Source organism: Methylobacillus gramineus (assembly GCF_020532675.1).
Lineage (GTDB): Bacteria > Pseudomonadota > Gammaproteobacteria > Burkholderiales > Methylophilaceae > Methylobacillus > Methylobacillus gramineus.
The window spans coordinates 178,932-191,082 of record NZ_JAJAVE010000003.1; the positions used below are offsets into that span (position 1 = coordinate 178,932).

At 52.7% G+C, this 12,151-nt stretch carries 15 protein-coding genes; 3 read left to right on the forward strand and 12 right to left on the reverse strand.

Translation table 11 applies throughout. From position 1 onward, the window contains the following. Positions 1–52: 52 nt before the first annotated feature. From LG201_RS11385 to LG201_RS11440, 12 genes are read right to left on the reverse strand one after another with little or no spacing between them, the layout of a single operon-like run. On the reverse strand, positions 53–217 hold the full coding sequence (locus LG201_RS11385; RefSeq protein WP_226772325.1) for a hypothetical protein: 165 nt from the start codon (positions 215–217) through the stop codon (positions 53–55). A 7-nt stretch (positions 218–224) separates the two neighbouring features. Beyond that, complete coding sequence (locus LG201_RS11390) at positions 225–1,400, reverse strand: FkbM family methyltransferase (protein WP_226772326.1); 1,176 nt, start codon at positions 1,398–1,400, stop codon at positions 225–227. A 33-nt stretch (positions 1,401–1,433) separates the two neighbouring features. Next, the gene (locus LG201_RS11395; RefSeq protein WP_226772327.1) at positions 1,434–2,417 is read right to left on the reverse strand and encodes an RHO alpha subunit C-terminal catalytic domain-containing protein; all 984 of its coding nucleotides are present in this window, start codon (positions 2,415–2,417) and stop codon (positions 1,434–1,436) included. A 2-nt stretch (positions 2,418–2,419) separates the two neighbouring features. Continuing rightward, the gene (locus LG201_RS11400; protein ID WP_226772328.1) at positions 2,420–3,043 is read right to left on the reverse strand and encodes an LbetaH domain-containing protein; all 624 of its coding nucleotides are present in this window, start codon (positions 3,041–3,043) and stop codon (positions 2,420–2,422) included. After that, positions 3,033–4,175, reverse strand: coding sequence for an aromatic ring-hydroxylating oxygenase subunit alpha (locus LG201_RS11405; protein WP_226772329.1), 1,143 nt, complete (start codon positions 4,173–4,175; stop codon positions 3,033–3,035). Before LG201_RS11405 ends, LG201_RS11400 begins: the two co-directional genes overlap by 11 nt. Before the next feature lie 26 nt (positions 4,176–4,201). Beyond that, positions 4,202–4,843: an acetyltransferase gene (locus LG201_RS11410; RefSeq protein ID WP_226772330.1), complete on the reverse strand. Its 642-nt coding sequence runs from the start codon at positions 4,841–4,843 to the stop codon at positions 4,202–4,204. Further along, complete coding sequence (locus LG201_RS11415) at positions 4,843–5,583, reverse strand: SDR family NAD(P)-dependent oxidoreductase (protein ID WP_226772331.1); 741 nt, start codon at positions 5,581–5,583, stop codon at positions 4,843–4,845. Before LG201_RS11415 ends, LG201_RS11410 begins: the two co-directional genes overlap by 1 nt. Then, positions 5,580–6,344 (reverse strand): SDR family NAD(P)-dependent oxidoreductase, encoded by a 765-nt coding sequence (locus tag LG201_RS11420; RefSeq protein ID WP_226772332.1) that lies wholly within the window; start codon positions 6,342–6,344, stop codon positions 5,580–5,582. Before LG201_RS11420 ends, LG201_RS11415 begins: the two co-directional genes overlap by 4 nt. Continuing rightward, positions 6,341–7,393 carry a ketoacyl-ACP synthase III gene (locus LG201_RS11425; protein ID WP_226772333.1) on the reverse strand — a complete coding sequence of 351 codons (1,053 nt, stop codon included), beginning with the start codon at positions 7,391–7,393 and terminating at the stop codon, positions 6,341–6,343. The genes LG201_RS11420 and LG201_RS11425 overlap by 4 nt, the downstream gene beginning before the upstream one ends. A 9-nt stretch (positions 7,394–7,402) precedes the next feature. Then, positions 7,403–7,627: an acyl carrier protein gene (locus tag LG201_RS11430; RefSeq protein WP_226772334.1), complete on the reverse strand. Its 225-nt coding sequence runs from the start codon at positions 7,625–7,627 to the stop codon at positions 7,403–7,405. An 8-nt stretch (positions 7,628–7,635) separates the two neighbouring features. Beyond that, entirely contained in the window at positions 7,636–8,799 is a 1,164-nt protein-coding gene (locus LG201_RS11435) for a DegT/DnrJ/EryC1/StrS family aminotransferase (protein ID WP_226772335.1), read from the reverse strand. Then, positions 8,796–10,451, reverse strand: a complete 1,656-nt coding sequence (locus LG201_RS11440; RefSeq protein ID WP_226772336.1) for an O-linked N-acetylglucosamine transferase, SPINDLY family protein — start codon at positions 10,449–10,451, stop codon at positions 8,796–8,798. Before LG201_RS11440 ends, LG201_RS11435 begins: the two co-directional genes overlap by 4 nt. A 316-nt stretch (positions 10,452–10,767) precedes the next feature. Here LG201_RS11440 and thiS point away from each other — a divergent pair, with 316 nt between their 5' ends. Genes thiS through apaG form a run of 3 tightly spaced genes read left to right on the forward strand, consistent with a single transcriptional unit; the run spans position 10,768 to position 12,145 of the window. Further along, positions 10,768–10,974: a sulfur carrier protein ThiS gene (thiS, locus tag LG201_RS11445; RefSeq protein ID WP_226772883.1), complete on the forward strand. Its 207-nt coding sequence runs from the start codon at positions 10,768–10,770 to the stop codon at positions 10,972–10,974. Continuing rightward, a complete protein-coding gene (locus tag LG201_RS11450) occupies positions 10,974–11,753 on the forward strand; it encodes a thiazole synthase (protein WP_226772337.1) in 780 nt (259 codons plus the stop codon). The genes thiS and LG201_RS11450 overlap by 1 nt, the downstream gene beginning before the upstream one ends. A gap of 8 nt (positions 11,754–11,761) precedes the next feature. Next, positions 11,762–12,145 carry a Co2+/Mg2+ efflux protein ApaG gene (gene apaG, locus LG201_RS11455; protein ID WP_226772338.1) on the forward strand — a complete coding sequence of 128 codons (384 nt, stop codon included), beginning with the start codon at positions 11,762–11,764 and terminating at the stop codon, positions 12,143–12,145. The last annotated feature ends 6 nt before the right edge of the window (positions 12,146–12,151 follow it).

Consider the following 12,151-nt stretch of genomic DNA (forward strand, 5'->3'; position numbering starts at 1 on the left):
CTTCCACGCGTGATATACCAGGTCCAGGTATTCTCCCCCGCCGATGATCCATCTAGATCTCATGATCGGTCTCCATCAGGGTGGCATAACAACGCTCAACATCTGTTCTGCCGGGCAAAACTGGGCTGTAACACTCTATCGCTTCGGCAGGAAAGTCTTCATCGTTGCGCGAAATAATGAGCATATAGGTCAGCGGGTCCAGTCGTTGGATATTCATTGTCATCTTAGTAAAAATATAGACAGGTATCCCACCGGAATGGGGTGTGATGGCGCAACCCTACGCGGTAATCCGGGCGCAGTGACAGTACATAGTCAGTCAGATCCAGTAAATCCATCGAGCGATGGTACGCAGAGATGGCCAGCTTGGGTTTATGGGTGGTGATGGTATGGCGTGCGCCTTTCAATGCGGGTAATTCTGATCCTTCGATATCCATCTTGAGGAAGGTCGGGGCATCATCAATGATGTCGTCCACTGGACGTATTTCGATCATATTGACTTCGTCTACAGTGCTGTCTGTGATAATGCTGCTGCCATGTCCGCCTTCATGGGTGAAGCAAACTTGCTGTGCGGTTTCACCGACGCCGCAAGCGTGTAGGCTGATCCGGTTTTCCAGTGCAGTACCCTGATAACCATCTATGATGGCTTGTAGGATTGCCAGATTGTTGCGATCGGGCTCGATTATCCAGCTATGCGAAAATTCACCCTGGGTGTGTTTAATCAATCCTTGCAGCGACTCCCCGATGGATGCACCACAATCCACCATTTTTTCCTGATTGCCAAAATCCAGTAGGCCGGAGCCGAAGTACAGGCTGGAATAGGGTAATTGCACAGCTTGCAAATACGATGGATCGCAAGTCAGGTAATGCGTCAGCAATGCATGCAGCGTTGTGACGGATTGGTTATCCGCCATGCGTTTGCCTAGTGCCTCAAGGCGCGTTGCATTGCGAGCGATCTCCGGCCCCCAGTCCTCAACTCGGCAATCCAGTTTGCCGTGCAGACCAAATGCACGGATGGCTTGCTCAAAATTAATACAGGCGATGCCATTGTCATGGCAGATCCGGGTGAAGAATTGCTTTGGTTTTTCATGACCGCAGGTGTTGATGGCGACCAGGTCACGGATTTGCCTGGACAATGCAAGGAAGTCAGATGTTGTCAGTAGCGGCAGGTTTCTGTAGGTTGATTCCCGCTCACTGAGAGGGTCATCCACTACTGCGATGACATCGCAGTGACGTTTTGATGCGACTATATCTAACAAATATTTGCCAAGCCCTTGGGTGCCGAGTAAGACAACTTTCGTCATCTTGCCATTTCTTGCAATGGTGGCCCGTACATCCGGGGGGATGCTGAACAAGGGATCGTTCTGCATGGATTGTAGGGCAGTGTAAAATGCACCACTCATGCTTGGCAGATGAGGAGAGTTAGATTTGTGCATTCAAAACTCGCTTTCTGTATCCATCAGGGTGGCATAACAACGTTCAATCAAACGGTTTTGTGCCTCATAAGCACCTTGATGAGGCATGGGGGCCCGGGAATGTAGTACGTTTTGTACGGCCTCTAGCATTGCAATGTCTTCCCCGACGATCTGTTTGCTGCCATGCATATTGGCGAGCAATGCCTGGGATGAAAAATCAAAATCTTGGGTCTTGCGGGCCATGATCCAGAAGAGTTCAACATCTGTTCTGCCGGGTGAAACTGGGGTGTAACACTCCAAGGTAAAAGAGTGTCCAGCATTGCCACTGGCAATGTGCAAGTTGGGATAGGCTAGCCAGTCATAATAGCGGTCTTCACCTCCCCAAGGTTGTACCATGGCATGCCATGGTACTTTGCGGCGATGGGGAATGAGGACTGGCGTGGCTCCTCCCCAGTTAAAGCGGCGGATTGCGGCGCGCAGGCTTTGTGCGGAGGTGTCGTCAAGCGGTTGTGCAGCCTCCTCTGCCAATTCTTCCGGCACGGGAATGGTCATGTCCAGATAGTTGGCAAAATTACCGCCGTGCAGGAAGCGCACATGATTCATGTCGCGCAGGTTTTCAAAGATGAGCTTCCAGTTAAATTTGGCATGCCAAACAGTATGTAATACTTCAGAGCCCCAAGCTGTGGAACAGCTTTCCAGGGATGAGAAAAAGCTGGGAGAAAAATGATCATGAATTGGCATGGGGTCGGGAGCAAGATTGACGAACAAGAGCTGGCCAACGGCCTGGATAGCCTGGGCTTCTTGTCCATGATGAGCCTGAAATACCCCATAGTGATTACTGATTGTGACCGGGAAGCCAGCAAGCATGCGGACCATGGTGTTGCCATGGTCGGGTATCAGTGCCTTTAGGCCCGCAAACAGCCATGTTTTGCGAAAGATTTTTGCTTGCTCGCGTTCAAAAATCTCTTGCGAGAGGTAATACTCGGGCCGCATGCGGGATTGCATGATTAGCTGCCGTAAACAAGAATCGGTTCATCATAGCGAGTGTCATAAACGGTTTTATCTGCTATGTCAGCGCTATATAGCTGGGGCCAGCCCAGTTCTGCACCCTTGCCCACCTTGATACCGCTACGCACGATAGCACCCGTGCGGATAATGGCATGGGTACCGATTTCTACTCTGGAGCCAATCTGTACGCCTGGCTCTATCCATACGGATGCGCGCAGGTGACTATTGGCACCGATCTGCGCACCAGCATGGACAACGCTGTTGTACTCTATTTTGCAGTGATGGCCGATGATGGCTTGGGGGCCAATGAAAACGTTCTTGCCTATCTTAGCCTCTGAGGCAACATCTGCATTCGCACTTACAAAGGAGGACAGCGTAAAGCCTCGCTCCAATGCAACGCGAAATAGCTCCATGCGCTTGAAATTGCCAAAGCGGTCATCGACGGCAATGAAGACATCACCAAGCTCTGGATGCAAGGTGTCGAAGATGGATAAATCAAACTCATAATCTGCCCCTTGGGGTACTGTGATCTTCTGCACATCCTCGGTGGCAGATGCCTGTGTCCAGGCATGATAGGCTAAGTCCAGATAATCTCCTGTGCCTACGACCCATCTAGATTTCATGCTCGGTCTCCATTAGTTCTGTGTACCAGCGTTCGATCTGGCGATTGGTACTTTCGTACGCGCCTTGAGTGGGTATTGGTGCGTCAATATGCAGCGCGGATTGCACTTGCTCCAGCATATCAATATCCTCGGTCAGGATGGTTTTGCTGTAGTGCATATTGGATAGCAGAACTTGATACGATGCTGCATAAGGCTGTTTCTTTTTCGCTGTGATGAAGTAAATCTCAATATCGGTTTGGCCCGGTGCTATCGGGATATGGTGTTCAATGGTAAACGAGTAACCACCGTTGCCGCAGGCAATATGCAGATTAGGGTAGGCGAGCCAGTTGAAATAGGCATCCTCTGTTCCCCAGCGTTCTACCATGTTCAGCCAGGGTACTGGTCGTACTGCGTCGATTTTACCTTCAGGGCCACCGTAGCTAAATGGACGCATGGCCTTGCGCAAGCCTGGGATGGAAATGTCTTCCAATGGTGTTAGCGCAAGATCTGCTTGGATAGGAGCTTCGAATGGGAAGTCAGCGATTGCCGCCAGGCTTTTGGCATGCAGGAACTTGACATGGTTGAAGTCGCGCAGGTTTTCATACACCAGCTTCCAGTTGAATTTACCATGCCAGGTAGTCACCATCACCTCGGTGTCAAAGGATTGCGCAGCGCTTTCCATCAGTGCGACAAATTCTGGCTTGAACTGCTCTTCGAATGCCATTGGCTCGGTGCTCAGATTTATGAACAACATGCTGCCGACTTGTTTCAAGGCAAACTCACGTAGTTTCAGCGATTGTTTTTCGTCAGCACTGAAGCGATAAATCGCCTCGCAATCAGGGATATTCTTGACGGCGCCCGTGGCGTCATAACTCCACGCATGATAAGGACATACCAAGGCGCGGCGTCCACAAAAACCCTGTTGCAAAGGTGCGCTGCGGTGCAAACAGATATTCTCGAATGCTTTAATCTCCCCTTTGAAATTTTGGATGACGACGGGAATGCCCGCGATCTTGCGCGTGATGAATGCGTTATTTTCCGCGACCAGCGAAGTCAGGCCAGCAAACAACCACACCTTGCGAAAAATCTTGATCTGCTCGCGGTCAAAGATTTCTTGCGAGAGGTAATATTTGGGGTGCATGCGGGATTGCATTAATTCTTCCTGTCAGCTATGCACAATTAAAAAATCACTTTGGCCGGGTTGCCGAAGACGGTGGCGCCGGGCGGCACATCCTTGATGACTACTGCCCCAGCACCTACGGTGGCGCCCTTGCCTATCTTGATACCTGGGGTAATCGTGGCATGAGGGTATACAATGGCATGGTCGCCAATCTGTGCGCCGCCACCGATGAAGACCATGGCACCGATTTGTGCGTAATTTCCGATGCGCACGTCATGGCTGATGATGGTGGCGCTATGGATATTGGCAAAATCTCCGATGTGAACATCCGGACTGATCTGTACGCGCGCGGCCCAGAAGCACCCTGTGCCAAGATGGACGCGTACGCTGATGTAACCGTCGGTGTTGTAAGGGGTGCGGATATGGATGAATTGTGCGCCCTTGTCGAGCAGAGGCTGTGCATATTGTTCGCGTCCGAGAGGCAATCCGATGGCACAAACAAACACTTCATCGTCTTGTGGCATGTGTGTCAGGGGGGTTCCCACGATATGCGCGCCACAGTCTATGCCATCAAGCATGTGTGGGCGTGTATCCAGAAAACCTGCAATCTCCCATGCCTTGCCGCATGCAGGGTCATCGCGCATTTGCACCAGTACTTCGCGTCCCCAGCCACCGGCACCGATGATATAGGCTTTCTTCATCAAATGACTGCTCCACCATCCATGACCAGGCTGGTGCCTGTGACCCAGCGGCTGGCGTCAGATAACATATAAATTGCGCCATTAGCGACATCATCCAGGGTTCCCAACCCTAGTGGATGCCGGGCTTTTTGCTGTGTTAGCAATTCTTGATGTACATCCCACATTGGGGTAGCAATGACAGATGGTGAGATGCCATTGACACGAATCTTGCGTTTGGCTTGCTCAAGCGCCAAGCACTTGATGATGCCTATCAGGCCTGATTTCATGGCGGAGTATGGACCCAGCCCGCGCGTGCCGATATGTGCAGCGGTTGAGAGCATGAAGAGGATGGATCCTTGCTGGGCGATGGCATTTGCTTGGAGCAGGCTTTGTGTCAGCATGACAGGAGCTAGAAAATTGACTTGGTACATTTCTGTCATGAGCTGTTCGGATAGCTGCCTGATCGGGCAGTGTTTTTGTATGCCAGCACAATGGACTAGCCCATTAAGGTTGCTAGCGGATTTTGCCAGAAAGGTTCTTTCTTCTGCGATAGTCAGGTTTGCCGTGACCTGTACATGACCTTCTCCCTTTAGCTGGTCATAGGTGGTTTGTAGCCTGCTTTTGTCACGCCCAGTAATGATTAGGCGCGCGCCGCGCTGAGCAAAACGAATGGCAATATGTTGGCCCAGGCCAGAAGAGGCTCCGGTGACCAAGATAGTTTTTCCTTCCAGGGAAAAAGGGCTAATGACAGGTATGTTCACGCGTAGATATCCATAGGTGTGCTTAAGCCGCCATCTAGAATAAAATAATTGCGCGTGATCCAGCGGCTTGCATCCGCTAAATAGAATACTGACGCATAAGCCACATCCTCTGGCTCACCCATTCCTAATGGCGTGAGGTCAAATAGAGCATCCATATTGCCTCCACCCTGCCCTAGGCCATCCAGCATCGGCGTATGCACATAACCGGGTGCAATGCAGTTGACCCGCATGCCTTGCTTTGCGATTTCTAATGCGAGTGAGCGCATGGCACCTAGTAGCGCAGATTTGCTTGCCGCATATGCCGATGTTGCAAGTGCTCCACTATGTGATGACAGCGCTGAGATGAAGAGGATGGAGCCGTTCTGGGCGATACGTTTTTTCGCGAGCAAGCCTCTGGTCAGTAGCATTGGGGCAAATGTGTTGCTGTCGAAGATGTCGGTTAGATGCTGTTTGTTGATCAGGCGAAAAGGCACCAGCTTGGAAATGCCCGCTGCATGCACCACGCCATGGAGTGTGTCTGACACTGCTACAAGCTGATCTATACCTTCCTGCTGCGATAAATCTGCCGTGATGGCGATATGGCCCTCCCCGTGAAGGGCTGCCGCCGTTGCCTGCAGGCGTTCAGGGTTGCGCCCGCTAATGACAACTTGTGCGCCCATCTGCGAGCAAGTGATGGCAATCTGTCGGCCGATGCCGGAAGAAGCCCCCGTGACCAACACACGCTTTCCGCTGAGTGAAAAAGGATCCTGCACTACACTCATGAAATAATCAGTTGTGGGAAGATGGCATCTTCCACATCCACAATTGCACCGCCCCATGACAAGCCCACACCAAAGCCGCACAACAACAAACGTTGCTTGCCCGCAGCCAGCTGATCACGCAGGCGCACGGTAACCGTGACAGGTAGCGATGCGCCGCTGGTGTTACCGAATTCACGCAGGGTGGACGGGACTTTGTCTTCAGGCAGGCCCAGTTTCTTGCGTATGGTTTCGTTGATCATGCGGTTGGCCTGGTGAAAGATGAAGTAATCGATCTCATCCTTGGCGATATTGGCATATCCAAGCAGTTTTTCCACCATGGGCGGCACGCGCTGGGTAGAGAAACTGATCACGGCTGGGCCATCCAGGATCAGGTCCAGGTCTGAGCGCCAGAAGCCATCGTCTCCCTTGCGGGCAATGCCATGCTCAAGCTGGAACGGGTTTCTATGGCCACCCACCGGCACGATGATGGCCTTGTAACCACTTCCATCACTGTTGAGGTCAAAGTACATGGGCGGTGCACCTTCTTTGTACTCCAGTGCTGTGGCCGTTCCAGCGTCTGAAAACAGAGGATCTTTTAATGGGTCCTTGTGCTTGTAGCTGGAACGGTCACCCAGCAGGATCAGCCCTTTCTTGATCGCGCCTGAAGCAATCATGCTGCCCATGATCTGCAAGGCGAATGGGTAGGACGAGCAGCCCAGGTTGACGTCAAACGCAATCGTCGAATGCGCCAGGCCCAGCCGGTCCTGCAGGATGATGGCCGTGGCCGGTACCAGGTAATCAGGGGATTGTGTCACCACAATCAAGGCATCCACTTCATCGCGTGACCACTGCAGGTCGTTCAGCAGCTTGTCGGCAGCGTCGTATGCTAAATCAGAAAAGCATTGCCAGTCCGGGCATACCCGGCGCGTCTCTATGCCGATATTGCGCACCAGGCGCTCACGTTCAGAGCGCAGGTGTGGCGGCACATCATTAACGTTGTGGATCACATGCTTGGGCACGCAAGTCGCCATGCCGGCAAAACGTACATTTTTTAGCGTTGAAGTGGCCATATCGACAACTTAATTCAGTAACTGATAGAGATCGTTGACGGTGCTCACTTGCTTTAAGTGTTCGCCAGTAATGGTTTTGCCGTATTCCATATCACTGAGGACAATCACGCCCAGCGCTGCCAGGGAATCCCATTCCGGCAAGTCCTTGAGGATGGTGTCCGGGGTGATTTCCACCGCTTCCTGAAAGTCCACTGCGGTGATGAATTTCTCAATAAAGGTGTCGATGTTGTCCATGTTCATTCTCATTTCAATTGATTGATAGGCGCGATATTCGCGATGGCGAGGCTCACGGCTTCTACTACATCGGTAATGTCTTGGTTCGAGATAAAGGTAGAAAACGGCAGCCCAATCAGTCCATTCGCTACCGCTTCAGCGATGGGGGTGGGTTGTTTGATGATGGGCGCTACTTTGGCTGCATGCTGGTGCAACAGTGGTTGATACCAGCGGCGAGTGGCAATCTGTCTATGTTGGCAAATCTTCTCCAGCCGGTCGCGCGCTTCTGCGGCCATGCGTACGCAGAAAATAGTCGGGGCCGCTAATCGTATGCCTATTTGCCATTGCAGGCTGTCACCACAGCTATGTTCCAGGGCCTCACGGTAGTCGTGATAAATACGATGTCTCAGGGTGGCCTGGGCATCCCATTGATCCAGACTGGCATGGGCCACGGCCGCATGATACTCGGAAAGTTTGGCATTGCTGCCTACAAAGGAAAGGTGGCCGACCGGGAAGCCGGCATTGGCATCTAGGTTGATGCCAAAATTGCTCAGCTGGCGCACGGTATTATTGACGGTGGCGTTGCCGCTGACGACTATCCCTCCCTCGCCTGCTGCAAGCGATTTGGTGGCGTGCATGCTATAAACCACGGGGATATCTGGCGCCTCTACCCACTGGCTGCCAAATGCTCCTGCAGCATCAATCACGACATGGATGCCAGACTGGCGCTGGAATTCACTCCAGCCCAGTGTATCTTGCGGCTGGCCAAATGCCGCGACCGCAAGCACGGCCTTTGCACCACTTTGAGTAGCCGCTTCTGCAGCAATGGCCGGTGTAAGCAACCAGCTATCTGGGTCTATATCGGCAATCACGGGAATATAGCCCGCGCGGATGATGGTGGTAAGGGAGGCGACAAATGTCAGCGCCGGGACGATCACCTTGCTGCCTGGAGGCAGGTCCAGACTGCTGAGCACCAGCTCCAGGCCAAGCGTGGCACTACTGGTGGTGGTGACATGCATGGGGTGGCTGCTGTGGACTTCAAACAGCGAGGACAGGCGCTGTTCCAGTGCGGTGTTGAGTGGGCCAAAATTTGAGTAGTGGCGGTTCTGGTCCAGCTGGGCGAGATAAGGCGCAAGTGAATCCCGGTCTGGCAAGAGCGGAGTCAGAAGCGGGATGGCAGTACGCACACTCATTTGGATTGTCCTTGTGATGGCTCATGGGCCGCACGTAGCTGTTGCAAGTCATTGGCGTATGGCGCCTGCACCATGAGGAATTTTGCCTTGCCCAGCAGGTAATTGAGCCATAACTGGCGATAACTGGTTTCCAGGTCGCGACAGCGGCCTGCATAGTCCATCAAAAGTGACTTTTGCAGCAACGGGCGTGCCCGGCTACGGAACTCAGTCAGTAATTCCGGATGGTCAAGCAGGTGCAGCACCTTGGCAATATAGGCTTCCTCATCATCGGCAATCCATTGCTCCAGACCCAGGCCTCTCAGTATGGTGGAGGTCGAGGCAGAAACAGCATCAGTGGCGTTCATGGCCACGATCGGTAGCCCCATCCACAAGCTATGCAGCGTGGTGGTACCACCGGAAATCGGGAAACTATCGAGCGCAATATCCACAATATCGCCACGGGACATGAACTCCTCCATGGATACTATGGGCGAAACGATGATGCGGTCCAGGGGCAGTCCAAGTTCTACCAGACGTGGCTCTATCGTATGCACTGCATCGTCAATGGTGGTTTCTTGTACGTGGAGAAGCAGTTGAACATCTGGTCTGGCTTCCAGAATGCGTTTCCACACAAGCAGAGTCTGGTCGGTCAACTTGCGTGAGCTGTTGAGCGATCCCAGTGTAGGCGGGTTGCCCCGCAGCATTGGAGGGGCGGCTTCCAGCGGCGCATTGGCCGGAGGAATATAACTCGCCATGCAATGCAAGCGGAACAGTTTCTCTAGATAGAATTGCTCATTACCGAACGGATCCATGCCCCAGTCGGTGAGGCGGTAATCCATCTCTTTCATGCCCAGGGTACTGCCGATATAGCCCAGCCAGGTAACTTGTACTGGGGCTGCGCGTCTGGCAAACACATAGAGGCGATGGCCTTGTGTGTGACCAGACAAATCGATCAGGACATCAATCTTTTCCTTGCGGATCAGTTGGTAAAGCGCATCGTCAGTAATTTGGGAAACATCGTGCCAATGTGGTACCAGTATTTTCAGGCGCTTAGTCGTTGCATCCTGTTGTTTGGAGGTGGAGAACACATGCACGTCCACTTGCTTGGGATCATGATGGGCAAACACTGGCTCCATAAAGTAAGCCACGGCATGGTCGCGCATGTCACCTGACACATAGCCTATGCGCAGTATGCGGTCTGGGGCGCGGTCATGGTGGAAGGGCCTGCTGTTGACCAGGGGATCAGCAAAACGCTGTCCCCACTCACGGTAAAGGGCCAGTTTTTTCTGGGGGTCAGGGCGGGCAATGGAGTGGATATTGGCGCGATCCAGTACAAACGATGAGTTATCGGGCTGCATCTCTACTGCATGGTCGATGAAGGCGCAGGCTTCTTCCAGTCGACCCAGATAGAAATAGGAAATGGCGAGGCCGTAAATGGCCTGCAGATTACCGGGTTCCATGCCCACGACAAACTCCATGGTTTCTGCTGCCTGCTGGTATTTCATGGTGCGCAGGAAAAGATTGCCTATTTTGAGCCAGATGGCAATCTGGTTGCTGCCCAACTCCAGGGCTGCAGTGAATTTATAGAGGGCTTCAAGATCATTGTGCGCAGCTTCGGCGTCAAGGCCGGCCTGAAATAACTCTTCGGAGGTGGGGGATGGCTGCTGTGACAATTTATCTGCCTTGTCTATCTCATTATTATGATGTTGCCATTGCTCGGGAGAACCTGCGCAAGCCTATATGCCACTGCATATCCCGTCAAGCAGGGCGGCAGCGTGCATGGTGGTACTGTGATATTACTATCGGTCATTTTCATCGGAATTTGAGATCAGTCAGGTAATTACCCTGCTATTCAGCAATTGTCCTCCTGCCCACGCAGTTTTCCAAACTGGTTTGCTAATTGCCCATGAACCTACGTAAAATACAGGGATGGCGGGATGTTCGCCAAATATCTAATCATTCTTGTGTATTTCACTAGGTAGTATTCAATTGATTCATCTGACCATCAACGGGAATTCACGGCAGTTCGAGGTTGAAAGCCTGACAGTGGGCGAGCTTGTGGAAAAGCTTGGCCTGACCGGCAAGCGTCTGGCAATCGAACGAAATGGTGAAATCGTCCCGCGCGGCGCGTTTGCCGATGCGGTGTTAAATAGCCATGACAAACTAGAAATTGTCGGCGCAGTAGGAGGCGGTTAATGGATACATTGAATATTGCAGGCAAGAGTTACCAATCGCGCCTGCTGGTGGGGACTGGCAAGTACCAGGATTTTGCGCAAACACGTGCAGCAATAGACGCCAGTGGCGCGGAAATCATTACCGTCGCGATTCGTCGCACCAATATCGGCCAAAATGCCGGTGAGCCTTCATTGCTCGAGTTCCTGCCGCCAGAAGAGTTTACCTATCTGCCCAATACCGCAGGCTGTTATTCTGCGGATGATGCCGTGCGCACCTTGCGGCTGGCGCGTGAGTTGCTGGATGGACACAAGCTGGTCAAGCTGGAAGTGCTGGGCGATCCTAATACCTTGTACCCCAATATGCTGGAAACCATCAAGGCCGCGGCAACCCTGGTCAAGGATGGTTTCGATGTCATGGTGTACTGTTCGGATGATCCGATTATTGCCAAGCAACTGGAAGAGTTGGGCTGTGCTGCCGTCATGCCATTGGCTTCGTTGATTGGTTCCGGTATGGGCATACTCAATCCATGGAACCTGCAGATCATTATTGATAATGCCAAGATCCCGGTGCTGGTGGACGCAGGTGTGGGTACCGCTTCCGATGCGGCCATCGCCATGGAGCTGGGTTGTCAGGGCGTACTCATGAATACTGCTATTGCGGCGGCGAAAGATCCGGTCTTGATGGCAGGAGCGATGAAAAAAGCGGTTGAAGCCGGGCGCGAAGCCTACCTTGCAGGCCGTATGCCCAAGAAGCTGTATTCTGCTTCTCCCAGTTCGCCTACCAGCGGCTTGATTGCCTGAGGACTGATATGTCAGAACATAAGCGTTATGAGTTCTCGACCAAGGTAGACACGGCGTTTGTGCCAGATCAATCGGACGTGGAGCAGAATCGCTATGTGTTCACCTATACGGTCCGCATTACCAACACTGGCACCGTGGCGGCACAACTGATCAGTCGCCATTGGGTCATTACCGATGCTACCGGCAAGGTCAATGAAGTGAAAGGCCTCGGCGTCGTGGGAGCGCAGCCCCTGCTCAAGCCGGGCGAACATTTCGAGTACACCAGTGGCACTATCGTGGCGACCCCGGTGGGGACGATGCGAGGCAGTTATCATATGACGGCAGAGGATGGCACGCAGTTTGACAGCGAGATCGCGCCTTTTACCCTCAATATGCCCAGAGTGTTGCATTAAGCCTGA

Bases quoted from the DNA above. Each gene is read 5' to 3' on its own strand.
- LG201_RS11410 (WP_226772330.1), bottom strand. From the start codon at position 4,843: ATGAAGAAAGCCTATATCATCGGTGCCGGTGGCTGGGGACGCGAAGTA.
- LG201_RS11435 (WP_226772335.1), bottom strand. From the start codon at position 8,799: ATGAGTGTGCGTACTGCCATCCCGCTTCTGACTCCGCTCTTGCCAGAC.
- LG201_RS11420 (WP_226772332.1), bottom strand. From the start codon at position 6,344: ATGAGTGTAGTGCAGGATCCTTTTTCACTCAGCGGAAAGCGTGTGTTG.
- LG201_RS11405 (WP_226772329.1), bottom strand. From the start codon at position 4,175: ATGCAATCCCGCATGCACCCCAAATATTACCTCTCGCAAGAAATCTTT.
- LG201_RS11400 (WP_226772328.1), bottom strand. From the start codon at position 3,043: ATGAAATCTAGATGGGTCGTAGGCACAGGAGATTATCTGGACTTAGCC.
- LG201_RS11390 (WP_226772326.1), bottom strand. From the start codon at position 1,400: ATGAGTGGTGCATTTTACACTGCCCTACAATCCATGCAGAACGATCCC.
- LG201_RS11425 (WP_226772333.1), bottom strand. From the start codon at position 7,393: ATGGCCACTTCAACGCTAAAAAATGTACGTTTTGCCGGCATGGCGACT.
- LG201_RS11395 (WP_226772327.1), bottom strand. From the start codon at position 2,417: ATGCAATCCCGCATGCGGCCCGAGTATTACCTCTCGCAAGAGATTTTT.
- LG201_RS11450 (WP_226772337.1), top strand. From the start codon at position 10,974: ATGGATACATTGAATATTGCAGGCAAGAGTTACCAATCGCGCCTGCTG.
- LG201_RS11385 (WP_226772325.1), bottom strand. From the start codon at position 217: ATGAATATCCAACGACTGGACCCGCTGACCTATATGCTCATTATTTCG.
- apaG (WP_226772338.1), top strand. From the start codon at position 11,762: ATGTCAGAACATAAGCGTTATGAGTTCTCGACCAAGGTAGACACGGCG.
- LG201_RS11430 (WP_226772334.1), bottom strand. From the start codon at position 7,627: ATGGACAACATCGACACCTTTATTGAGAAATTCATCACCGCAGTGGAC.